Annotated in this window: 17 protein-coding genes and 5 pseudogenes; 14 read left to right on the plus strand and 8 right to left on the minus strand. The window is 69.3% G+C overall.

The window, feature by feature from the left end:
* Positions 1–116: 116 nt before the first annotated feature.
* The 6 genes and pseudogenes from ctaD (at position 117) to ACLIN4_RS35190 (ending at position 8,440) form a co-directional block, all read left to right on the plus strand.
* A complete protein-coding gene (gene ctaD / locus ACLIN4_RS35165; RefSeq protein ID WP_411576600.1) occupies positions 117–1,742 on the plus strand; it encodes a cytochrome c oxidase subunit I in 1,626 nt (541 codons plus the stop codon).
* The gene (locus ACLIN4_RS35170; protein WP_411576601.1) at positions 1,739–2,128 is read left to right on the plus strand and encodes a cytochrome c oxidase subunit 4; all 390 of its coding nucleotides are present in this window, start codon (positions 1,739–1,741) and stop codon (positions 2,126–2,128) included. The genes ctaD and ACLIN4_RS35170 overlap by 4 nt, the downstream gene beginning before the upstream one ends.
* 104 nt (positions 2,129–2,232) lie before the next feature.
* Positions 2,233–2,563: pseudogene (locus ACLIN4_RS35175) on the plus strand (SDR family NAD(P)-dependent oxidoreductase); the annotation flags it as partial.
* A 254-nt stretch (positions 2,564–2,817) separates the two neighbouring features.
* Positions 2,818–3,378, plus strand: coding sequence for a hemerythrin domain-containing protein (locus ACLIN4_RS35180; protein WP_107477476.1), 561 nt, complete (start codon positions 2,818–2,820; stop codon positions 3,376–3,378).
* 527 nt (positions 3,379–3,905) lie between these two features.
* Positions 3,906–6,959, plus strand: coding sequence for an FAD-binding and (Fe-S)-binding domain-containing protein (locus ACLIN4_RS35185; protein ID WP_411576602.1), 3,054 nt, complete (start codon positions 3,906–3,908; stop codon positions 6,957–6,959).
* Positions 6,960–6,976: 17 nt separating this feature from the next.
* Positions 6,977–8,440 carry a cation:proton antiporter gene (locus tag ACLIN4_RS35190; protein ID WP_411576603.1) on the plus strand — a complete coding sequence of 488 codons (1,464 nt, stop codon included), beginning with the start codon at positions 6,977–6,979 and terminating at the stop codon, positions 8,438–8,440.
* 67 nt (positions 8,441–8,507) lie between these two features.
* On the opposite strand, the pseudogene ACLIN4_RS35195 reads toward ACLIN4_RS35190, so the two are convergent.
* The 5 genes and pseudogenes from ACLIN4_RS35195 to ACLIN4_RS35215 all read right to left on the minus strand — a co-directional run bounded on the left by ACLIN4_RS35195 (position 8,508) and on the right by ACLIN4_RS35215 (position 13,713).
* Positions 8,508–9,774: pseudogene (locus ACLIN4_RS35195) on the minus strand (DUF4396 domain-containing protein).
* A 361-nt stretch (positions 9,775–10,135) separates the two neighbouring features.
* Positions 10,136–10,372, minus strand: a pseudogene (locus ACLIN4_RS35200) (glycoside hydrolase family 15 protein); the annotation flags it as partial.
* A gap of 83 nt (positions 10,373–10,455) precedes the next feature.
* Positions 10,456–11,274 (minus strand): annotated as a pseudogene (locus ACLIN4_RS35205) (enolase C-terminal domain-like protein); the annotation flags it as partial.
* A 44-nt stretch (positions 11,275–11,318) separates the two neighbouring features.
* Positions 11,319–13,163: a thiamine pyrophosphate-requiring protein gene (locus tag ACLIN4_RS35210; protein WP_411576604.1), complete on the minus strand. Its 1,845-nt coding sequence runs from the start codon at positions 13,161–13,163 to the stop codon at positions 11,319–11,321.
* Positions 13,164–13,302: 139 nt separating this feature from the next.
* Positions 13,303–13,713, minus strand: a complete 411-nt coding sequence (locus ACLIN4_RS35215; RefSeq protein WP_411576605.1) for a four-helix bundle copper-binding protein — start codon at positions 13,711–13,713, stop codon at positions 13,303–13,305.
* A gap of 309 nt (positions 13,714–14,022) precedes the next feature.
* Here ACLIN4_RS35215 and ACLIN4_RS35220 point away from each other — a divergent pair, with 309 nt between their 5' ends.
* Complete coding sequence (locus ACLIN4_RS35220) at positions 14,023–15,228, plus strand: PP2C family protein-serine/threonine phosphatase (RefSeq protein WP_411576606.1); 1,206 nt, start codon at positions 14,023–14,025, stop codon at positions 15,226–15,228.
* Positions 15,229–15,383: 155 nt separating this feature from the next.
* A complete protein-coding gene (locus ACLIN4_RS35225; RefSeq protein WP_411576607.1) occupies positions 15,384–16,382 on the plus strand; it encodes a Ppx/GppA family phosphatase in 999 nt (332 codons plus the stop codon).
* 173 nt (positions 16,383–16,555) lie between these two features.
* Here ACLIN4_RS35225 and ACLIN4_RS35230 read toward each other — a convergent pair.
* Positions 16,556–16,906, minus strand: a pseudogene (locus tag ACLIN4_RS35230) (GAF and ANTAR domain-containing protein); the annotation flags it as partial.
* 414 nt (positions 16,907–17,320) lie between these two features.
* Here ACLIN4_RS35230 and ACLIN4_RS35235 point away from each other — a divergent pair.
* The 6 genes from ACLIN4_RS35235 to ACLIN4_RS35260 all read left to right on the plus strand — a co-directional run bounded on the left by ACLIN4_RS35235 (position 17,321) and on the right by ACLIN4_RS35260 (position 21,027).
* Entirely contained in the window at positions 17,321–18,025 is a 705-nt protein-coding gene (locus ACLIN4_RS35235; protein WP_411576608.1) for an Asp/Glu racemase, read from the plus strand.
* 391 nt (positions 18,026–18,416) lie between these two features.
* Entirely contained in the window at positions 18,417–18,833 is a 417-nt protein-coding gene (locus tag ACLIN4_RS35240) for a CBS domain-containing protein (protein ID WP_411576609.1), read from the plus strand.
* 124 nt (positions 18,834–18,957) lie between these two features.
* Entirely contained in the window at positions 18,958–19,188 is a 231-nt protein-coding gene (locus tag ACLIN4_RS35245; protein ID WP_411576610.1) for a DUF5133 domain-containing protein, read from the plus strand.
* A 27-nt stretch (positions 19,189–19,215) separates the two neighbouring features.
* Positions 19,216–19,686 (plus strand): DUF6098 family protein, encoded by a 471-nt coding sequence (locus ACLIN4_RS35250; RefSeq protein ID WP_411576611.1) that lies wholly within the window; start codon positions 19,216–19,218, stop codon positions 19,684–19,686.
* A 694-nt stretch (positions 19,687–20,380) separates the two neighbouring features.
* A complete protein-coding gene (locus ACLIN4_RS35255; RefSeq protein WP_411576612.1) occupies positions 20,381–20,788 on the plus strand; it encodes a transposase in 408 nt (135 codons plus the stop codon).
* A gap of 56 nt (positions 20,789–20,844) precedes the next feature.
* Complete coding sequence (locus ACLIN4_RS35260) at positions 20,845–21,027, plus strand: hypothetical protein (protein WP_411576613.1); 183 nt, start codon at positions 20,845–20,847, stop codon at positions 21,025–21,027.
* Positions 21,028–21,205: 178 nt separating this feature from the next.
* Here the strand turns inward: ACLIN4_RS35260 and ACLIN4_RS35265 are convergent, their stop codons facing one another.
* Positions 21,206–22,243: a class I mannose-6-phosphate isomerase gene (locus tag ACLIN4_RS35265; protein WP_411576614.1), complete on the minus strand. Its 1,038-nt coding sequence runs from the start codon at positions 22,241–22,243 to the stop codon at positions 21,206–21,208.
* 32 nt (positions 22,244–22,275) lie between these two features.
* Entirely contained in the window at positions 22,276–23,115 is an 840-nt protein-coding gene (locus ACLIN4_RS35270; protein ID WP_411576804.1) for an SDR family oxidoreductase, read from the minus strand.
* Positions 23,116–23,695: the final 580 nt, after the last annotated feature.

Here is a 23,695-nt window from a genome sequence, read left to right on the forward strand (position 1 = left end):
CCCGTACAGGGGCCGCGCGGGTCGGCGGGGTGATGGGAAGAGGCGGCATGGCGGCGGTGGACAGCGGCGCACGGACGCAGGGTGGGGCAGAGAGGCGGCCGGCGCGGGGAAGGGCCATGGTGCGGTGGCTGACGACCACCGACCACAAGGTCATTGGCCAGATGTACCTGACGACCGCGTTCGGGTTCTTTCTTTTCGCCGGCGCGCTCGCGATGCTGATGCGCGCCGAACTGGCACGCCCGGGCCTGCAGATCGTCAACGCGGACCAGTACAACCAGTTCTTCACCATCCACGGCACGGTGATGATGCTGCTGTTCGCCACCCCCACCTTCGTCGGGTTCGCCAACGCGGTGATGCCGTTGCAGATCGGCGCACCCGATGTGGCCTTTCCGCGGCTGAACGCCTACACCTATTGGGTGTACCTGTTCGGCGGCCTGATGGTGGTGTCGGGCTTCCTCACCGACACCGGGGCGGCCTCCTTCGGGTGGTTCGCCTACGCTCCGCTCAACGGGCCCGCGCACACTCCCGGAGCGGGTGGCGATCTGTGGGTGATGGGGCTGGTCGTGTCCGGGCTGAGCACCATTCTGGGCGCGGTCAACTTCATCGCCACCATCATCTGCCTGCGTGCCCCGGGTATGACGCTCTTCCGCATGCCGATCTTCACATGGAACGTGCTGTTCACGTCGATCCTGGTGCTCCTGGCCTTCCCGGTGCTCACCGCCGCGTTGCTGGCGCTGTTCGCCGACCGCCGCTTCGGTGCTCACGTGTTCGACCCCGCCAACGGGGGAGCGCTGCTGTGGCAGCACCTGTTCTGGTTCTTCGGGCATCCGGAGGTTTACATCGTCGCCCTTCCGTTCTTCGGCATCATCACCGAGGTCGTCCCGGTCTTCAGCCGCAAGCCGGTCTTCGGGTACTTCTTCGGGCTGATCGGTGCCACCGTCGCCATCACCGGGCTGTCCGCGATCGTCTGGGCGCACCACATGTTCGCCACGGGGGCGGTGCTGCTGCCGTTCTTCTCCCTGGCCTCGTTCCTGATCGCGGTGCCGACGGGGGTGAAGTTCTTCAACTGGATCGGGACGATGTGGCGCGGCTCGCTCTCGTTCGAGACACCCATGCTGTGGGCGCTGGGCTTTCTGGCGACGTTCCTCTTCGGTGGGCTGACGGGTGTGCTTCTCGCGTCACCCCCGTTGGACTTTCACACCACCGACACCTATTTCGTCGTGGCGCACATGCACTACGTGCTCTTCGGAACTGTCGTCTTCGCCATGTTCGCCGGCTTCTACTTCTGGTGGCCGAAGTTCACCGGTCGCATGCTCGACGAGCGGCTCGGGAAGATTCACTTCTGGACCTTGTTCGTCGGTTTTCACCTGACGTTCCTGGTGCAGCACTGGCTGGGTGCCGAGGGAATGCCGCGGCGCTACGCCGACTACCTCGCCGCCGACGGTTTCACCGCCCTCAACAGCATCTCGTCCGTCGGCGCCTTCCTGCTGGGCGCCTCCACCCTCCCCTTCCTCTACAACGTCTGGAAGACCGCCAGGTACGGGAAGCCGGTCACCGTCGACGACCCTTGGGGGTTCGGACGCTCCCTCGAATGGGCGACCTCGTGCCCGCCCCCCAAGCACAACTTCGTCGCCATGCCTCGTGTCCGCTCAGAGTCGCCCGCCTTCGACCTGCACCATCCCCGGCATGCCCGCAAGGCGCACTCTCACTCACCGTCCGGTGAGGAAGGACAGTCCTTGTGAAAGCCGAAAGCGCCCTGTTCGCCGGAGTCAGTCTGTTCTTCGCCGTCAGCGCTCTCGTCTACGGATGGTTCTCGGCAGAGCCGGCCGGCACCGCCGCCCTCGCTGTGTCATGTCTCATGTCGGCGCTGGTCGCCTTCTTCCTCTGGCAACGGCACCTCAAGGACGGCCCCCTGCCCCAGGACGAGAAGGAAGCGCCGGTGCACGTGGCAGCGGGGCCCGTCGCCTTCTTCCCGCCCAGCAGCGCCTTCCCCGTGCTCGCGGCGGCGGGTACGGCGCTGCTCGGCCTGGGCGCGGTGTACGGACTGTGGCTGTTCCTGATCGGTGCCGGGGTACTGGTCCCCGGAATCCTGGGTTTCGTCTTCCAGTACGGGTCGCGCGACGCATGACCGTGCCCAGGGGCACGCGCCGAAGCACATGCATGACGAACGAGGAGGATCGATGAGCGGACGACACGGCAGACGGTCGTGGTGACCGGGGCGAGTGCCGGGATCGGGCGGCCGACGGGCAGGCGCTGCCCATCGTCACCGACATGGCGGAGTGGGATCAGGCCGACCGGGCCGCCCGCCGCGTCGAGGAGGAGTTCGGGCCGGTCGATGTCTGGGTGAACAACGCCTTCACGGCGGCCTTCGGCAGATTCACCGACGTGTCCCCCGACGAGTTCCTGCAGGCGACCAGGTCGACGTACCTCGGCTACGTGCACGGCACCCGGGCGGCGCTGGACCGCATGGTGCCCAGGGACCGGGGCACCGTCGCGCAGGTCGGCTCCGCGCTCGCCTACCGCGGCATTCCTGCAGAGCGCCTACTGCGGCGCCAAGCACGCCCGGCTGCCCGTGCGTGCGATCCTCTGCCTCAGCCGTGCTCTGCTTCGGGACAGCAGCACACACAACACCCCTCGACGCTTCGCGGACCTGGTCGTGGAACAGGCGTACCCCAAGGGCGACGTTCGATCGCAGTGCACTTCGCACAGCCCGCGTGACGGGCCCGGTGCGCCGGACGCTTCACCGGTTTGCGCGCGCGGGGACTGGGATACACGGGCGAGGCATCGCGGACGGTATTGCGAAGGAAGGGAACGCCCATGGGACACGGCGGGGATGTCACCGCGGAACTGACCACCGACCACCGGGAGGTCGAAGAACTGTTCGGCAAGATCGAGGCCCTGCCTCCGGGGGACGGGCAGAGGAAGAAGTACGCCGACCAAGCCGTGATCGAGCTGGTGCGGCACTCGGTCGCCGAAGAGGCGTACCTCTATCCGGCCGTGCGGGAGTTCCTGTCGGACGGTGACACGATCGCGGACAAGGAGATCGAGGACCACGCCGAGGCCGAGCGGACGATGAAGGCCCTCGAAGGAGTCGACGCGGGTGACGCGGAGTTCGACCGGCTCATCGGCGAACTGATGGCGGAGATCCGGTCGCACGTCCGGGACGAGGAGGACAACCTCTTTCCCCGCCTGCGGTCGGCGGCCACCGAGGACCAGCTGGTGAAGCTGGGCGAGAAGGTCCGACAGGCCAAGAAGACCGCTCCGACCCGACCGCACCCGTCCGCCCCGGACAAGCCGCCGGCCAACAAGCTGCTGGCCCCCGGCACGGGCATGGTCGACCGGATCAGGGACGCCCTGACAGGGCGCGGGAAGGGCTGACCTGCCCAGCTGCCCTGTCGCCGCAGCTCCTGTCCTGGCAAGACGTCGCGGTCTTCCTTGACGGCGACGGCGCCGATGGCAGCGATGACGGCGGCGGCGAAGCCGGGCAGGCGGACGCCTGGCGCAGGCGAGCAGGACACGGCAGCGGATCGGGTCGGCGAGCACGCGGCCGTCCTGAATCGGCTGTGGACGTGGCGGTTGGGTCGCGGCTCGCCACCGGGGCGGCTGACGGCGAGGCGTGCCGTGCCGCCGAACGGGCCTCCCGGTTTGTGTGCGCGAGGCCCTGGATAGACGGTCGGGCAACGCGGTCGACGAAGGAGAGGGGCGCCCTCGTAAGGCACGACGGAAAACGTCGACGCCGAGGTGCGCATACCGCCGGCCGACACACTGCCGGCTCCCGGCTCGGGCATGGTGCGACGCGGCAGGGACTGAGGCCGCGCGATCCCGTCCTCCGGTGGACGGGCCGACTGCTCCCGGCGTCAGCCGGTTGATACCGACGCACCCCTCGTCACCAGTGGAGGTTGTTCATGGACCCGGTTGATCTGCCTCTTCCCGTCGTCCTGTGTCCGCAGGAGCAACCCGATGCGGGTGTACTGGAGCGGGACCTGCGGTCCCGCGTCGACGGGGAGGTGCGTTTCGACGCGGGCACGCGGGCGACATACTCGACCGACGCCTCCAACTACCGGCAGGTACCCATCGGCGTGGTCGTCCCCCGGACGGTCGAGGCGGCCCGGGAGGCGGTGCAGGTATGCCGTGAGCACGACGCGCCGCTGCTGTCGCGGGGCGGCGGCACGAGCCTTGCCGGCGAGTGCTGCAACACCGCCGTGGTCCTGGACTGGACCAAGTACTGCAACCGGCTGCTGTCCGTCGATGTGCAGAACCGTCGATGCGTCGTCGAGCCGGGCATCGTGCTGGACGACCTGAACCGACAGCTGGCCGACTACGGCCTGATGTACGGCCCCAAGCCGGCCACCCATCCCAACTGCACGATCGGCGGGATGATCGGCAACAACTCGTGCGGGTCGACGGCCCAGGCGTACGGCAAGGTCGTCGACAACCTGCACCGCCTCGAAGTCCTCACTTACGACGGCGTACGCATGTGGGTGGGCCGGACGGACGACGGTGAACTGCAACGCCTCACAGAGTCCGACGGGCGCACTGCCGAGCTGTACCGCGGCTTGAAGGCCCTGCGCGACCGGTACGCCGGCCTCGTCCGTGAGCGCTACCCGGACATCCCGCGCCGGGTTTCCGGCTACAACCTGGACTCGCTCCTGCCCGAGCACGGTTTCGACGTCGCCGGGTTGCTCACCGGCTCCGAGTCCACTCTCGTCACCGTCCTGCACGCGGAATTCGAGCTCGTTCCGGTCCCGAAGCACAGCGCGCTGGTCGTGCTCGGTTACGAGGACATCTGCCAGGCCGCCGACCACGTACCGGCAGTCCTCCGGCACGAGCCGGCGGCGCTGGAGGGCGTGGACCATCAGTTGGTTCACTTCCAGCAGGAGAAGCACCTCAACCCCGACGCTCTGAAGGAACTGCCCGACGGGCGGGCCTACTTGATGGTGCAGCTCAACGGCGACACCCGGGAGGAGGTGGAGAAGCGGGCCGAAGCGCTCATCGACGCCAAGCCCGACGACGTCGACCACACCTGGTACGACGACCCGCGGCACATCGGGCAGCTGTGGAAGGTGCGCGAGTCCGGGCTCGGTGCGACCGCGCACGTCCCCGGCAAGCCGGACACCTGGGAGGGCTGGGAGGACTCGGCCGTCCCCGTGCACCGCCTCGGTGACTACCTGCGTGATCTCAAACGCCTCTATGAAGAGTTCGACTACGGGCACCCCTCGGTCTACGGCCACTTCGGTCATGGCTGCGTCCACACCCGCATCCGCTTCGACCTGGAATCGGAGCAGGGGATCGCCCGGATGCGGGCGTTCGTGGAACGCGCCGCCGATCTCGTCGTCTCCTACGGTGGATCGCTGTCCGGCGAGCACGGGGACGGCCAGTCCCGGGGCGAACTGCTGACGAAGATGTTCGGGCCGGAGCTGATCGAGGGCTTCGAGCGGCTCAAGGGCCTGTTCGACCCGGAGAACCGCATGAACCCGGGCAAGATCGTCGTTCCCTACCGCCTCGACCAGAACCTGCGGCTGGGAGCCGGCTACCTGCCCTGGGAACCGGAGACCGCCTTCTCCTTCCCGCACGACGACGGCAAGTTCAGCCGGGCCGCCGCCCGCTGCGTCGGAGTGGGCAAGTGCCGTTCCTCGGAAGGCGGGGTGATGTGCCCCAGCTACCGGGCCACCCGCGAGGAGGAGCACTCCACCCGTGGCCGTGCCCGCCTGCTGTTCGAGATGGTCAACAACGACGACGACTCCCCGGTGACGGACGGCTGGCGCTCCGACGAGGTGCACGACGCCCTCGATCTCTGCCTGGCCTGCAAGGGATGCAAGACGGACTGCCCGGTCAACGTCGACATGGCCACCTACAAGGCCGAATTCCTGCACCACCACTACAAGGGCCGGTTGCGGCCGCTCGCCCACTACTCGATGGGCTGGCTACCCGCCGTCGCACGAGCCGTCTCGCTCGCCCCCCGCACCATCAACGCCCTGGCATCCGTGCCCTGGCTGGCACGTGCGGCGAAGGCGCTGGGCGGAGTGGCGCCGGAGCGGGACGTGCCGGTCTTCGCCGAACAGCGCTTCACCGACTGGTGGCGCGAGCGGGGCGGGCCGCGCGGGGACGGACACCGGGGGGAGGTCGTGGTCTGGCCCGACACCTTCACCGACCACTTCCACCCCGCCGTCGGACGCGCCGCCGTCGAGGTCCTGGAAGCGGCAGGCTTCCGGGTCAAGGTGCCCGATCACGCGGTCTGCTGCGGCCTGACCTGGATCTCCACGGGACAATTGGGCGTTGCCCAGCGCGTTCTGCGCCACACCCTCGACGTGCTCCGCGCGGATCTGTGCCGGGGCACCCCCGTCATCGGTCTGGAACCCAGCTGTACCGCCGTCTTCCGCGCCGACGCCGTGGAACTGCTGCCGAAGGACCCGGACGTGGAGCGGCTGCGCGCTCAGACCAGGACGCTCGCCGAACTCCTGGTGGAGCGCGCCGACGACTGGCGGCCGCCCCGGGTCGACGCCCGGGCGGTCGTCCAGCGTCACTGCCACCAGTACGCCGTCATGGGCTTCGACGCCGACCGCGAGATCCTCGAGCGGGCCGGGGTCGACGCCGACGTCCTCGACGCCGGATGCTGCGGACTGGCCGGCAACTTCGGGTTCGAGAAGGGCCATTACGACGTGTCCATGGCCTGCGCCGAGGCCGGGTTGCTGCCCGCGGTACGGCAGGCCGACGACTCCACCTTGGTGCTCGCCGACGGCTTCAGCTGCCGTACTCAGGTCGACCAGGCCGGCACCGGACGCACCCCGCTTCACCTCGCGGAGATCCTCGCGGCCGGCCTGCGCGGGAATCAGCCCGTGGCAGACCGGCCCGTGCCTCCGAGCCGACGCGCACTGCTGCCGCTGGCCGGGGCGGGCGCGGCCCTGCTCGCGGCCGCCGTCGGCGCCCGACGTGTCCGGGTGTCCCGTACCAGTTCCTGAAGAAGGGTGTGCGCTAGGTGGAGGGAACCTGGTCGTTCGGACTGGCGATTCTCGTGGTGGCACTGGCCGGCACGGCAGCGGTCGCGTCGAACCGGTTGAGTGAGCGGACCCGTGTTCCTGCTCCCGCGTTCTTCCTGGTGGTGGCCGCCGTGGCCGTGGACGTCTTCCCCGGGCTGCGGGAACTGTCGACCGCCACGGTGCAGGACGTGGTCACCGTCGCCCTGGTGGTGCTGCTCTTCCAGGGCGGAATGGACCTCGGCTGGCGGCGCTTCCGGCCGGAGGCCCGAGCCATCCTCGCGATCGGTGTACTGGGGACCTTCGCCACCGCCGGCCTGCTGGCTGTCGCGGCGCACACACTGCTCGGCCTGGACTGGCGTCCCGCCCTGCTGCTGGGCACGGCTCTCGCGCCCACGGACCCGGCCGTCGTCTTCTCGGTGCTCGGACGCCGCCGCATCAAGGGCCGCACCGGAGTGCTGCTGCCCGGCGAGTCCGGCGCCAACGACCCGGTGGGCATCGCGCTCATGGCCGGTCTGCTGGGCAGCTCGGGCGGTGCCCTCGGCACGGCCGGACACACGGCCGTGCTCTTCGTCCAGGAGATGGTCGTCGGCGCGGTGCTCGGCGCCGCCGGCGGATGGGCGCTCAAGTGGCTGATGCGCAGGGTAGCGCTCCCGGCTGAGGGCCTCTACCCGCTGCGCACGCTCGCGGGGGCGTTCGCGGTCTACGGACTGGCGACGGTGGCCCACGGCTCCGGGTTCCTGGCCGTCTTCGTCGCCGGAATTCTGCTCGGCGACGTCCGGGCTCCCTACAAGAGGGAGATCGAACGCTTCCACACCGCGCTGGGCAGTCTGGGGGAGGTCGTCGCCTTCGCCGTGCTGGGGCTGACCGTACCGCTGTGGACGTTCACCGCCGAAGGCGCGTGGCAGGACGGACTGATCCTGGCGGTGCTTCTCGCCCTGGTCGTGCGTCCGGTCGTCATGGCCGTTCTGCTGTGGCGCATGCGGATGAGCCTGGGGGAGAGGGCGTTCCTCGCCTTCACCGGGCTCAAGGGCGCCGTGCCGGTGCTGCTCGGCAGCTACATCGTCAGCTCACAGATCGCGGACGCCGATCGCCTGTACGACATCGTCTTCGTCGTGGTCGTCTTCTCCGTCGTGGTCCAGGGATCGCTGGTGCCCACCGTGGCGCGGTGGTGCCGGGTGCCGATGCGGTCGGTGGAACTGGAGCCGTGGGCTTTGGGAGTGCGCTTGCGTGACCGCCCCGAGGGGGTGGTCCGCCACGTGGTCGCGGAGGGCTCCCCGGCAGACGGCACCGCCATCGAGGAACTCGACCTCGGTGAGGACACCTGGATCAGCCTCGTCGTCCGCGAGGGGCGCCTGCTTGCCGTGAGCGGCTCCACGCGGTTGCGCAGGGACGACGAGATCCTGCTGCTGACGGGAGACGACGACGAGACATGTGCACGGCTGTTCACCACCCACCCGACGTGACCCCCTGCGCCGCGCTCGCCCACGCCGCTGCACCTCATGACCCGCCGAAGAACCGCCCGGAACGGCCTCAACTCCCGTCTGCCCCGGGTGCCGAGGCCAGTGGCAGCCCGACAGCGTGGACGCAGTCGGCGAGGTGACGGAGCACTGCACGAGTGGCGCTCCCTTCGGCCTGATCACAGCCGACCCGGACCAGCCAGGCGTTGACGGGCCAGGCCGTGAAGAAGCCGAGGATCATGGAGAGCTGCATCATCATCCAGTAGGCGGCTGTGGTCTTGGGCAGGCCGGGGAGAAGAGAACTTCCTGGTAGGGCCACATGCCGAGGAAGAGGCCGACCTGAAAAGCGATGAGGGACAGGGTGTCGGCCTTCACGGCGGCCCAGATGCCCTTGAGCCTGCCGACGCCCCGCATGGGCACGATGGTGAAGTACTGGAAGAGGACGCCGAGTATCCAGGCGAAGCGAAGTCCAGGGCGAAGTCCGCGTACAGGGTCTTGCCGGCCAGGGTGAGAGAGGCCGCGAAGACCAGCCACTCGGCGCCGATGTCGCCCAGGGTGCAGCCGGCTCCGCAATGGCTGCTCGCCTGGACTGGGCGTTCCAGTCCGGCAGCTTGCCGGAGTCGGGCACGCCATGTTCCTCGACCGCTCGCTCGGAGGTGCGGCGACCGTGGACGAAGTAGAACCACAAGGCGACCGGCCCCCAGTAGAGGGCCGTCACGGGATACACCAGATTCATGATCCACATGTGCTGACGGCGGCCCAAGAGGAAGAGGTCCGCCAGGATGACCAGCGCACAGGCGAAGGCCACGCTCAGGCTGAACCAGCCCAGCGCCTCGATTCAACCAGTCGGGTGCGCGTGCTCTTCCATGCTCTTGGTACGTTCGGACCCATCGGCGACGTGATCGGACACCTGGGTACCCGCGCGGTTCGCCGGACAGTCGCCCGTCCCGCTTGCGACCCTGCCGGGGACGCGGTGCGTGTGCATGGGCGGTCGTACGGTAGGCAGCAAGCGCCCGGTCTCGGCGCGGTTGGTTCGACAGGGGCGCGTCCGGAGACTTGCCGGGTCGACCGCCGGACGGCCTTGCGTACCGCCCCCATCGCCGACGGCGCCGACTCGCGCGTAGGTCGCTCGTCGCTCCCAGGGCCCGGCGCCTCCGAGGTCCCCGGCAGACCGCATGGGGAGGCCGACGACGGCCACCTTGCGTATGGACCAGATCGTGACGGCGAACAACGTCAGATCGGCGGCTGCGATGCCGAGAGTTCCCCACTCCGGGCGGCTGCGGTAACAGCGGTATCGGCGCGTGCGTGAATGACAAGATGAGTGCCAGCCGCGTCAGCATGGGCCTCGAGCAGCCGCCGGACGGGCGCGCTGGTGCTGGCCACGGACAGCAGTATGCCCAGGTCCCGGCATGTTCGGTGGACGCGGAGGACGACGCTGGTCGTGGGGCCGTCCGCGGCGTACTCTTCCAGGACGATCAGGACGGGAGCGGGTTTGTGAGCGTGAACGAGACCTTCGATTCGGCCCACGAACTCGGCACGTCCGGCGATGTCAGGAGCCTGGTGCACCGTGATGACGAGCACTCCGTGCTCGAGTGAGTGAGACAGCAACACGGTTCTCGACCCCCGCAGTGGTGGACAGCGCCCCCTCGGGTACCCGGGAGGGCACGCACCAGTCCGCGCGGAGTCGCGCTGTGCGAACCGTCACCAACCGGCCGACGGCACCGCCTCCGTAGCGTCGCTGAACCGTGCCGAGCACTCCAACAGCAGCGCATGGACGGACCCTTGCGGCAGATTGCCCCGTAGCTGGCGCTGTGCCACGTCGTACTCCTCGGCGAACAGCCCGGTGGGCCCGCAGGCCGAGCGGGTGCGCTCGGATCACCTCGCCGCTTCGGGGTGCAGGCCCTGCGCGTGGGCGGCCAGCGCCATCGTGAAGCCGCACCGCCGACGGAGAGCGCGGGGCGCTCAACCGCTTCCGGCACAGGGACAAGCCGCTGGGCCATGCGGAGGGTGGGTTCCTGCTTGATGCCGCCGCAGCGGGTGACGTCGGCCTGGAGGCAGTCGACGGCGTCCGAGGCCGCCATCCGGGCGAAGTACGGGAGGTCGTAGCCGTACTCACCCGCGGCGACGTCAGCGGTGACGGCGTCGCGTACCTCGCGCAGGCCGGTCAGGTCGTCGGAGGAGACGGGCTCCTCCAGCCAGGTGACGCCGAGGCCGGACATGGCCGCTGCCACACGTATGGCCTGCTTGCGCGTGTAGCCGCCGTTCGCGTCGACGTACAGTTCGGCGGTGTCGCCCACGGTACGGCGGACAAGCGCGGTGCGGTGCAGGTCGCGGGCCTCCTGACGACCCCAGGACTCGCCGATCTTGATCTTCACCCGGTCGATGCCCTGATCGGTCCAGCCGCGCAGTTGCTCGACGAGCTGGGCGTCGTCGTACGTAGTGAAGCCGCCGCTGCCGTACACCGCGACCTCGGTGCGGGCAGCGCCCAGCAGACGCAGGAGCGGCAGGCCCAGGAGGCGGGCCTTGAGGTCCCACAGCGCCGTGTCGACGGCGGAGACGGCGCCGGCGGCGATGCCGGGCCTGCCGGCGTTGCGCAGGGCCCGGCTCATCCGATCGTTGGCGGCGGGCACGTCGAAGGCGTCGTGCCCGATGACGAGGTCCGCCAGTTCGTGCTCGACGACGGGTGCGGTGGCGGGCGATCCGTAGGTGAAGCCCAGGCCCGTCACGCCCGCCGCGACGGCCTCGACCAGCACCAGGGTGGTGGCCCCCCAGGTCAACGTTGCGTCACCGCCCGGCAGATCCGTGGGTATCCGGTAGACGGAGACGGTCAGGTTCTCCACGGCCGGACTGCCGCGGAGAACCTGACCTGATGAGGCAGCCTGGGTCACTTGTTCTCTTCGGTGCTGTCGTGCGGTCCGGCGCCGGGGCGGTCGTCGCGGTGGCGACTGCCGGGCAGCATCTCCTGCACCTTCGCCTTGAATCCCTGCTTCACCATGGAGCCGCGGTCGCTGTCACCCTTGAGGATCGCTGCGGCTGCGGCCTCGATCTGGTCCAGCTCGGCGTGCGGCGGGATCGGCGGGACGGCAGGGTCGGTGCGGAAGTCGATGACGAAGGGCCGGTCCGCGGCGAGAGCCTGATCCCAGGCGGACTCGACGTGCTTGGGTTTCTCGACCCGGACCCCGTCCAGACCGAACGACCGTGCGATGTCCGCGTACGGCAGGTCGGGAATGTGCTGGGACTCCTCGAACTGCGGGGCGCCGGACATGGCGCGCATCTCCCAGGTGACCTGGTTGAGGTCGCCGTTGTTCAGCACGGCCACAATCAGCCGCGGATCCGACCACTCGCGGTAGTACTTCGCGGCGGTGACCATCTCCATCATGCCGTTCATCTGCATCGCGCCGTCACCGACCAGGGCGATGGCGGGCCGGTCGGGGTGGGCGAACTTGGCGCCGATGGCGTAGGGCACGCCGGGGCCCATGGTGGCCAGGGTGCCGGACAGGGAGCCGCGCATCCGGCCGCGCAGCCGCAGGTGACGTGCGTACCAGTTGGCGGCCGAGCCGGAGTCGGCGCTCAGGATCGCGTCGTCGGGCAGTTTGCCGTCCAGGGCGTGAACGACGTACTCGGGGTTGACCGGGTCGGCGCTGACGGCGGCGCGGCGCTGCATGACCTCCCACCAGCGGGCGACGTTCTTCTCGATCTTCTCCCGCCAGGAGCGGTCCTCCTTGCGGTGCAGGCGGGGCAGCAGCCGTTGGAGGGTCTCGCGGGCGTCGCCGACGAGGTTGACCTCGTTCGGGTAGCGCAGGCCGATCATGTGCGGGTCGATGTCGATCTGCACGGCCCGGGCTTGGTCCAGCTCCGGCATGAATTGCGTGTACGGGAAGCTGGAGCCGATCATCAGCAGGGTGTCGCACTCCTGCATCAGCTCGTAGGAGGGACGGGTGCCCAGCAGGCCGATGGAGCCGGTGACGTAGGGCAGGTCGTCGGGCAGGGCGTCCTTGCCGAGCAGGGCCTTGGCCACGCCGGCACCGAGCACGTCGGCCAGCCGCTCGACCTCGGCGCGGGCGCCACGGGCGCCCTGCCCGATCAGGACGGCGACCTTCTCGCCTGAGTTGAGCACGTCGGCGGCTCGCTGGAGGTCCTCGTCGGCGGGGACCGGCGCGTACCGTCCCATTCCGAGGCTGGAGGGCACCATCTTGAAGGAGTGCGTGGGCGGGCTGTAGTCCAGCTCTTGCACGTCGCCGGGAAGGATGATCGCCGTGACGGTGCGCTTGGCGTACGCGGTACGGAAGGCCCGGTCGATCAGGTTCGGCAACTGCTCGGGGACCATGGCCGTCTCGCAGAAGTCCGAGGCGACGTCCTTGTACAGGCTGGCCAGATCCACCTCCTGCTGGTAGGAGCCGCCCATCGCACTGCGGTTCGTCTGCCCGACCAGGGCCACGACGGGAACATGATCGAGCTTGGCGTCATAGAGCCCGTTCAGCAGGTGGATCGCGCCCGGTCCGGACGTCGCCGCGCACACGCCGACCTTGCCGGAGAACTTCGCGTAACCGACGGCCTGAAAGGCAGCCATCTCCTCGTGCCGGGCCTGGACGAACTTGGGTTTGTTGTCCGCGCGTCCCCAAGCGGCCAGCAGCCCGTTGATGCCGTCCCCCGCGTAGGCGAAGACATGGTCGACGTCCCAGTCGCGCAACCGCTGGAGAATGTAGTCGGACACCTTCGTGCTGGCCATGCAAACTCCGTTTCCGATCGCGATGGTGAACGGCGGTCCCCGGCGTCTGGACGCCCGCGGGCACGACACAGCCCATGGGTAACCGTCTGGCTACGCGGGAAACGTCGCCCTCGTGGGGCCCGCCTCGGCCGCGCGGGCGTCAGCCGAGGGAGGCGAGCAGGTCGTTGCACGCTTCCTCGCAACGGCGGCACGCCTCGGCGCAGACGCGGCAGTGCTCGTGCTGCTCGGCGTGGCTCGCGCACTCGTCACCGCAGGCTTTGCAGACGGTGGCGCACGCCGTGAGGACGGCCCGGGTGACGTTGGCGTCGTAACCGGTGTGGCGGGAGAGGACGGCTGCCGTGGCGGCGCAGATGTCGGCGCAGTCGGTGTCGGTCCTGATGCACTTGGTCAGTTCGGCGACCATCTCTTCCGACAGGCAGGCGTCCGCGCAGGCCGTGCACGCCTGAGCGCAGGCGACGCACTCCTCGATGCAGTGGGCGAGCTTGTCACGGTCCACACCGCCCAGGTCGGCGGGGTGAGCGGCGAGCATGTCCCGGACAGCAGCGTTCATGGGAGTCTCCAGTGAGTGCGGTGGCAGTGGGAGCGCGAATGGGTCCCGGCCCTTGACGCGTAACACCGAACGGTGGTGGGGAAACCCGCCCGGACGCGAAGGCGCCCATGGCGGCGGACCCAGTTCTCGAAGGCCGACCTTGGAAGAAGCGTCACCTGTCCTCACCAGGTACGCGCTGCCGGCTGCAGTAGGCTGACGGCGACAGTGTGTTCCGGGCTTCCCGTCTTCATCAGCCACCAGCAGGCCCAGGCCCCTCCAGGCGAGGGCGACGGACGGACGCGGGCAGTCCCCTCGCGAGGGGAAACCACCGTGGCAGCGTACGAGGACCCACCCCGCGTACTGACCGCCCTCACCCAGGCCAGCCACCTGTCGGCGTTGGAGGACCTGCCCACCCTCGTGGCCGCCCACGCTGCCCGGGCGGGCCTGGGACGGGTCGCCATCTTCTTGGCCGACCTGCAGCAAGGGGTGCTGCGTGAACTGACCGGCCGGGGCGTCGACGCCGGGTACGGGGGCGAGGAACTGCGGATCGACACCACCCTCGCGGGCAGGGCGTTCCAGCAGGGTCTGGGCGGTGCCGTGTCCGACGGCCGAGGCAGGCACTGGGTGCCGGTGCTGGACGGCACCGAGCGTCTGGGCGTCCTGCGGGTGGATGCCGTGCCGGCCGGGGGAGCGGACGGGAAAGCGAGGGAGGATCTGGCCTCCCTACTGGGCCTGCTGCTGGTGTCCAAGCGCGCTTACAGCGACTCGTACGCCCGGCTGACCCGCACCCGCCCCATGAGCCCCTCGGCCGAGATGCAGTGGACCCTGATGCCGCCCCAGGTGTTCTCGAATGGAAGGGTGACGATCGCCGCGGCCATGGAACCGGCCTACGAGACGGCAGGTGACGCCTTCGACTACGCACTGGCCGGTCAAACCGTACATTTGGCTCTGTTCGACGCCATGGGACACGACACCACCGCCGGTCTGACGGCGAACCTGGCCGTCGCCACCTGCCGCAGCCACCGCCGTCGGGGCGCCGGCCTCGCCGAGACCGGCACCGCCATCGAAACGGCGCTCATGGAGCAGTTCCACCGCGACCGCTACGCCACCGGTGTCATCGCCGACCTCGATCTCGGCACAGGGCATCTGAGCTGGGTGAACTACGGTCATCCGCCACCGGTGCTGATCCGGGGCGGCCGCTGGACGACCATCCTGAAGTGCCCGCCCACGCATCCTCTGGGAACCGATCTCGGCTTGACCCCTACCGTCTGCTGGGAGCAGTTGGAACCCGGTGACCGGCTGCTGCTCCACACCGACGGCATCACCGAAGCCCGCGACGCCACTGGACGGATGTTCGGACACGACCGCTTCGTCGACTTCCTAGTACGTCACCACGCGGACGAGGTCTCGCTCCCCGAAACCCTGCGCCGGCTGGTCCACTCGGTCCTCGACTACCACGACGGCGTGCTGGACGACGACGCCACCGTCCTGTGCTGCGCATGGCACGGCCCCGGGAGCCAGGGAGCCGCCGTGTGAGCGGCCTCCCGGCGCCACTGCGCGCCCCTTATCCGCACGCATTCACGTGACCCTGGCTCCCAGGGCGCCGCTGCCGTTCGCGCTCGGTGTGAGAACGACCCGGGGGAAGCGTCGACTCGTAGGCGTGGCACCCGGCTGTTGGGTACTCCTCGTCCATGCGACTCGGGGTTGTGGACGTGGGTTCGAACACGGTGCGGCTGGTCATCGCGGAACGGGACGGTGAGATGCCGCTGCCCGTGTACACCAGCAAGCGGCGGTTGCGGCTGGCAGAGCGGGCCGCAGCCGACGGCCGACTCGGCCGTGGCGCCATCGATCGTCTGGTCGAGGCCGTCGGCCAGGTCGTGAAGGAGGCGGCAGACTGGGGCGTGAGTGACCCCTTCGTGTTCGCCACCTCCGCCGTCCGGGCGGCACCCAACCGGGAAGAGGTCCTGGCAGAGGTGCAGGCCCGTACGGGTATGGACCTGTTCGTCATGTCCGGGCAGATGGAGGCAGAGCTTTCCTTCCTGGCTGCCCGGCAGTGGATGGGCTGGCAGGCGGGCGCGATGGTGCTCCTCGACATCGGCGGGGGGTCGCTCGAGATCGCTTCCGGCCGCGGCACCACGCCCGATTTCGCGGTCTCGCTGCCGCTCGGGGCCGGTCGGCTCACCCGGGAGCACCTGGCCGAAGACGACGTTCCCGACGCCACGGCTTTGCGGCAGGTGCGGCGGCGTATCCGACACGAACTGCGGGATGCCGCCGCCCGTATCCAGTGGGAGAACCCACGGACCGCCGTGGCCACGTCCCGCACGTTCCACCAACTTGGACGCCTGTGCGCGGCCCAGAACGGCCGCAAGGCCCCCAAGAAGCCTGGTCGGCTGGTGCGCCGGGACCTGAAAGCCGCCCTTGGCACACTGGCCCGGCTGCCCGCACGCGAGCGGGCAGCCCTGCCAGGAATTTCAGCCGCACGTGCACGCCAGTCCCTGGCCGGAGCGATCGTCGCCCACACCACCATGCGCTGCCTGGAGATCGATCAGGTGGTGCTCTGTCCCTGGGCTCTGCGTGAGGGCGTCCTGCTGACCGCCCTCGAGGAGGATTCTCCCTTCCGGCAGTACACCTCCTCGACGCGCACGCAGACTGCGACGGAACCGGCCGGTCAGTCAGCGTCCGTTGGCTGAGTGCCGTCCGCTGATCGCGTGTCACAGCAGTGGGCTGCTGATCACGGGCATTGACGTAGGCGCACAGGGGACGGCCTTCCGCAGGCGGGGGCGGCGGCGTCCCCTGGGGAGCCGACCCCGCTCTGGCTCCCGCGGTCCAGTCACGGACCAGGCCAGCCGCCTCCGCGGCTTCGTCACACGCTGCCCTTCTCGCAGACTCGGCGGGCGACTTCGCGCAGTTTGATGTTGTGCTCCTGGGAGTAGCGGCGCAGTACGTCGAAAGCCTGCTCCTCCGTGAGGTGGCGACTGCCCATGACGATGCCCATGGCTTCGCCGACGGTGTGGCGGGTGGCGATCGCCTGGCCCATCTGGGCATGGGTGCGGGCGCCGGCCAGGGCAACCGCGGCGTGGGAGGCGAGCAGCCAGCCTGCGGTCTCGCTGTTCTCGGTGAAGGCGCCAGGCGCGCGGGAGTACAGGTCCAGGGCGCCGAGTTCTTCGTCCTCGGCGTAGAGCAGGAACCCCATCATGCTCCCCACCCCCAAATCACGTACCCGGGCGGCGAAAGAGGCAGTTCTCGTTACTGAAGCGCCAGGCAAGGCGGAAAGACTGTCGCACGCGCCTTCACTGCCCTGTCTCGGTCCCGGACAGTGAGGATGCGCGTGGGCCAGTGCTGTGGCGGAGCACAATAGGGCTCTGACTCTGCCTTCACCAGTCCCAGCAGAAACGCGAACGCGTCTCGCCCCTGGCGGCTTAGTGCTGTCCCGTGGCACGGTGATTGTCACCATCGGTGACGCTTGCGCTGCTGTTCTACAGCAGCGCAGCACGTGAGCTGTCACTGAATGAGCAAGCTGCTCGTCACTGTGCTTCGGTCGGGCGGCACAACCGGGCGAAACCGTCGCGTTAGTCTCGGTGGTATGGGTCCCCGAAGTGTCGCTGCTGCGACGAGGCGGCATGTCGGTGTGGTCGCCTCTTACGACTTCTTACGTCAGGCGGAGCTGCGCCGCTGGATCCCGCCGAGCGTGGAGTTCACGCTGGCCTTCACGGAAGAGGTTCCCTACCGGGACAATCTGGAGCTGGTCTCCCGCCTTGGGAGGCCGGGCCTGCTGGCAGAGCCGGTCAATGAGCTCGTTGAACGCGGAGCGGAGGCCGTGGCGTATCTGTGTACCGCTTGCAGTTTTGCCGGCGGCATGGTCGGTGAGCGGGCGTTGCGCGAAGCAATGAGGAAACACGGGGCGCGGCAGGCGCTGACGACCGGCGGCGCGGTCATTGGCGCTCTCCGTGCCGTCGGCGCTCGTCGTCTCGCCGTCGTGCACCCCTACCAAAAGCCGGTCGACCGCCTGCTGGTCGCGTACCTCGAGGAATCCGGCTTCGCCGTTGTGGCTCTCACACCATTGGGTTGCGACGCGGTCGAGGACGTCTACACCGTGAACGAACAGGAGGTAGTGGACGCCGTCGTCACCGGAGACCACCGTGAAGCCGATGCTTTGTTCATCAGCTGCACCGCTCTGCCCACCTACGAGGCCCTCCCTCACCTCGAAGAACGGCTCGGCAAGCCCGTCGTCAGCGCCAACCAGGCCACTGCATGGGCAGTACTGAGTGCTGTGGGAGCGCGAGCGCATGGCCCAAGACAACGACTCCTGCGGCCACGGTGGCTCAGCGGTTGAGTGCTGGCCAAGGCCAGCGGCCGCGGCGGTGTCGTGCACGCCGTGGAGTACACAGAGGCACCGGCCGCGGCGTCGGTGCTGGCGCTGGACCGTGCTCTGGCCGCAGCCGGGCAGCCGGGCAGCCGGGCAGAGGCAGTCCTACGCCTGCCCCGGTTTCGTACCAGGATCCAGCCGACCGGAGTATGTCACAACCGGTGATCACGCATCCCGGTGCCGAGAGGCGGATGACCGCTCACGCCGGGGCGGTGTGCCGCTTCAGCAGCGGTGAGGCCAGCGCCGAGGCAGGCGTTACGGCGGGCGACCGCGGGGAACCCCGCCCGCAGCCACCCAACGCGACCGTCCGCTGACACGGTGCTCAGGGACGGCCGACGACACAGGGAGAGTGAATCTGATGACGAAGGCACGGGACATCATGACGGGCGGGGCCGAGTGCATCGGTGCCGAGGAGACGGTGCTGGACGCGTCCCGCAAGATGAAGGACCTCGGCGTCGGCGCCCTGCCCATCTGCGGCACGGACAACAAGCTCAAGGGCATGCTGACCGACCGGGACGTCGTCGTGAAGGTGCTGGGCGCGGGCAAGGACCCCGCGACCTGCCCGGCCGGCGACCTGGCTCAGGGCGAGGCCGTGACCATCGGCGCCGACGACGACGTGGAGGAGATCCTGCGCACCATGACGGAACACAAGGTGCGCCGCCTGCCGGTGATCGACGGTCACGACCTGGTCGGCATGGTCGCCCAGGCCGACGTCGCCCGCTCCCTGCCCGACCCCAAGGTCGGCGACCTGCTCCAGGCCCTGTCCACCGACTGACCCGGACACTGGACCCCACTGACCTCTGGCCGCCGGTGCGGGAACGCACCGGAATGGCGGCCGGGGGCCGGGGCACACGTCGGTGTACGACCCACGTGAGAGACGGTGACAAGGGAGACTCCCGATGCTCTTGGCACACCCCGTCGTGCTGAAGAACCTCATCGAGCAGTACGAGACGCTGCGTGCCCTGCACGCCGAAGACGGCACCGAGGAGGCGCGCCGGCGTATGGACGACGTCGCCTACACGCTGTGCGTGTCGACCGGGACCCGCGACATCGACGACACCGCCCTCGTTGCCGCCCGCCACCAGCTGCCCGGAGCGCGTACCGAAGACGACTCCCTTCTGGCTGCGTGACTGCCCCGGCATCGTCCCACCAGGATCATGACCAAGACCGTCGACCTGCCGACGTTCAGCAGCCTCGATGAGCTCACCCGGCTCATCACCCGCCGTCGCGGCCTCTACGTACGCTGGTCCCGCGGGCCGGAGAGCGACCTGCCGAAGACGAGCAGTACGGACGATCTGACGGGCATCGAGCTGCCGGGCCTGTCGGCCAGCCCGCTGGACCTTGAGGACTGGTGGGGCGAGCGCCCCGTACGCATCTGGGTCGCCCGCCGACTGTACGACTACTGCTACCTGCCGCGCGTGAAAGACCCCCGCACCCGCCCCTGGGTCCTGCACGGCACGGAGACGGCACGCGGTCCGGACAACGAGCCGCTGGTGACGCAGATCGAACCCCTCGGCTGGATCGCCGACCAAGTGATCGTAGAAGCCTCCCGCATCATCACCGAACAGCCCGGACGCTGGGGCCCACTCGACCGAGACGAACCTCCGGAGAAACCCCCGCACCCCTGAGGCCATCGCCGACGCGACACGACCGCCAGTAACCTCGGGTGGCGCTATACTGCCGGCTTGGTCGCGCGGCACGGGGCCCAAGTCCGCCTGCCGACCGGTGCGAACCGGTTCGAAATGCCTTCAGCGTCTTCGCTCAGGGAACTGCTCCGCACTACCAATGACGCGCCAGTCCAGGGACACCTGCTGACTCTTCCGCGTACAGCTGCGGAATCCCGCTTCACTCGTCGACGGTGAAGTACACCAGCGACAGCACCTGGGCCTTGCGCAATCTCGGCATCAGCCGGGACAACGTCTCCGCCTTTGCGCCGAACCGCACCACGCTGAGTTTCTCTGCTGGGCGAATCGATTCCCGTACGACAGCTGCTTATTGCCGTACGGCGGGCCAGGGCCAGCCACCCACTGATCAACGCGGGCCCGGGGGCGCAGCGCCACTCGGCGTCTGCTGTTGGCGGCTGACACACATGAGGCGGGGGACGGTGCTGTGGTGCTTCGCTCGTTCGGCGGCGTAACGGCCAGAAGCCTGGTGCGCTGGGCAGCACGCGCGGGTTCCGCTCGCCCCACAACGGGGCCCGCGTCGTTTACGGCTCCGACTCCGCGCTCGGCGTCGGAGTCGTTTTCGTCCGCCCGCACCTGCGTGCGCCTCGCCCCGAACGACGGCGGGAACGACGAGGACGCGGTTACCCAGGCCACCCACATGACGCTGCGCATGCTCGCCGAACGCATCGAACAGCTCACGGCGCAGATCAATGAGCTCAACCAACGCCTGGCCCGGCTCGTCGAGCATCATGCCCCGCAGCTGCTCGAACCAGTGGGTATCGGTCCGGACAGCGCTGTCCCTCTCCTGATCACCATGGGAGACAATTCCGAGCGCCTGAACACCGAGGCGTCCTTTGCTGTCCTTTGCGCAGTCAGCCCCATCGAGTACTCCTCCGGTCGGCGGCACACGCGTCGGCTCGACCACGGCGGCGACCGCCAAGCAAACGCGGCCTTGCACCGCATCGTCTTCACCCGGCTGCGACCGTCACCGACGGCACCTACGCCCGGATCAACCGGCATGGTGAGATCGACGCCGACACCCTGCCCTCGCTACAGGCAGCCCTGACCGCGCTCGCGCCGGACGTCGGTGACGTCCTGTTCGACCTGCGCGACACCCCCTTCATGAGCGCCGCCGGTCTCCGCGTCCTCTTCGACCACTCCGTAAATGCCTCGCCGCCCCGCCGCAGGACCGTGACGGGCCTGCGGTCTCAACCCCTGCGCCTGTTACTGATCGCCGCCGACCTGAACCCCGCCGCGTACGACCTCGCCCGCATACTCCCCGACACCCTGCCCGCCGACTTCTGATCCGCGTCGCGAACGCCGAACAGGGCCGGCCTCTGGATCGAAAGCTCGTGTCGGTGACTTTGCGCCGCACGCGACCGTGACGGGACGGCCCCGGGACAGCCCCGGAACACCTGGGAGACGATTTGCGATGCCCGCAGACGCCGACCGGCATCACGCAGTCGGCCAGGGAGTGTCAGGCTCACGACGCGATGAAGCCTCGGAGCAGCGGCGGCGGGTAGCCTGCGGCGAGCAAGGGCCCGCGTACGTCACGGTCGAGGTCGGGCAGGTAGCCGAGGAGCACGTCGGCCGGCCCGGTGACCTCCACCTCACCGCACGCCGCGGGCAGCAGGAGTGTCTCCGCCCGGCCGAGCACCTCGCTCCACCCACTCGCTCGTACCCGCACCGGAGCACCGACGTTCGACAGGATCTGCGCGGTGGCGAAGGAGTGCCGCATCGGCTCCGCGGTCCCGGCACGCCAGCGTTCGAGCGCGAAGTACGGCCCCGCGCAAAGGAACACCCGCTCCACCGCGTCCCCGACGGCGACGCTCAGCCCGGAAGTGAAGTCCGGACGGATCTCCAGGTCGGCCTGAAGCATCAGCATGTCGAGATTGGTCCGGAACTCCTCGTCGCCCACTGGGGAGCCGTCCTCCATCTTCCAGCGCATCGCGTGCTGCTGAATGTCGGACGTCTGCTCGATCTCGTACACGAGAGTGTCCGGTCCGAAGCTGTGCAGGGTGCCGCCGGGCACGTACAGGGTCTGTCCCGCGCGCACCGGCAGGCGGCGCAGCACCGCCTCGAAGTCCTGCGCTTCCAGAGCGGCCCGCAGCCGGTCGGCCGTCACCCCTTCCTTGACCCCGCACAGGGCGGTCGCTCCGGGCGCGGCGTCCAGGATGTGCCAGGCTTCGGTCTTGCCGTTGGGCTCTCCCTCCAGGCGTCGGGCCGTCTCGTCGTCGGCGTGCAGGTGCACGGGCAGGGTGCCGGTGGCGTCGATGAACTTTGTCAGCAGGGGGAAGGACGTGCCGGACCATCCGGCGCCCATGAGCGCTTGGGGATGGTCGCCGAGCACCTGGTGCAGCGTCCGGCCGGCCAGCGGGCCGTTGGTCACCACGCTGCGGTGGCCCGTGACGTCGCTGCATTCCCAGGTCTCCGCGACGCTCCAGTCGGGCAGGCCGGTCTTGCCCAGCCGCCGGGCGATCGCGTGACCGCCGAAGACCAGAGGTTTCGCCGTGACGGTCAACCGCAACGGATACAGAGATGTCTCTGTGGCGTTCACAGGATCGGCTGTCCGCCGGTGACGGCGACCCGGGCCCCGGAGACGTAGCTCGCCTCGTCGGAGGCGAGCATGACGTACACCGGTGCCAGTTCGGCCGGCTGGCCCGGTCGGCCGAGCGGTACCTGGGAGCCGAAGCTCTCGACCTGTTCCGGTGGCATGGTCGCGGGGATGAGCGGTGTCCAGATGGGCCCCGGGGCGACGCTGTTGGCCCGGATCCCCTTGGCGGCCAGCATCTGGGCCAGGGCACCGACCATGTTGGCGATGCCTGCCTTGGTGACGTCGTAGGCCAGCAGTTGCGGCGGCGGGCTGTCGGAGTTGACCGAGGTGCTCGCGATGATCGCCGACCCAGGCCGCATGTGGGGGACAGCCGCCTTGGTCAGGTGGAAGAAGGCGCTGAGGTTGATCGCCAGCGTGCGGTCCCACTCCTCATCGGGGATGTCCGTGATCCAGTCGCGCGTCATCTGGTGGGCGGCATTGCTGACCAGCACGTCGACCCGTCCGAACTCCCGTACAGCGGTGTCGATGACCGTCCGGCAGTGGGCGGGCTCGGCCAGGTCCCCGGGGAGCAGCAGACACGAGCGGCCGGCGCTCCGTACCCATCGGGCCGTCTCCTCGGCGTCTTCGTGCTCGTCCAGGTAGGAGAGCAGCAGGTCCGCGCCTTCCCGGGCGTAGGCGATGGCCACCGCCCGCCCGATTCCGCTGTCCGCGCCGGTGATCACGGCGACCTTGCCGGCCAGTCGTCCGGACCCTCGGTAACTATCCTCGCCGTGGTCGGGCCGAGGTGTCATCTGACTGGTCCGGCCGGGCGGGACCTGCTGCTGGCGGGGCTGCGACATCATGGCTCCAGAACAGACGAGAGGCGGGTGTCCGCAGTGAGCGGGTGCCACCCGGTGGGACGGTCGGGACGCCGAGTACCCCACCCCTTCCGATCGCACCCGGCTCGCGCGGTCCGACCTGCCGTCTCACCACGGCGGACGTATCCCTCGGCCGGTCGGCCGAGGTCGATCGGCACCGCGCCGCGCAAGCCGTCCGCTGCGGGGCGGCCTGGCGGAAAGGGCCGCCCGCGGAACGCGGCGCCGAGTCCAGCGACATCCGTAAGCTGCCCAGCGCGAGCCCGGCCAGCAGGAGCAGCAACCCGGCGGCATCGTTGGTCGCCCCCGACGGACCGCTCGTCATGATCGCACCCACCGCCACCCAGTACACCCCTGCCTGTGCCGCGACGGCGTCACGGCCAGGAACTCCAGCACGCTCGCCAGCGCCTGCACCGGGAAGACGAAGGCCAGCAGCACCAGCGCGACCGCAGGCGACTGAGCTGCCGAAACCCCAGCCGAGTTGCAGCCCGCCAGTACGAAGGTGCCACCGGACAGCCCCACGAATCCCACAGGCAGAGAACTGCCCCCGGGACGCACGACAATG

The organism is Streptomyces mutabilis (assembly GCF_046628145.1).
In the GTDB taxonomy this organism is placed as follows: domain Bacteria; phylum Actinomycetota; class Actinomycetes; order Streptomycetales; family Streptomycetaceae; genus Streptomyces; species Streptomyces mutabilis.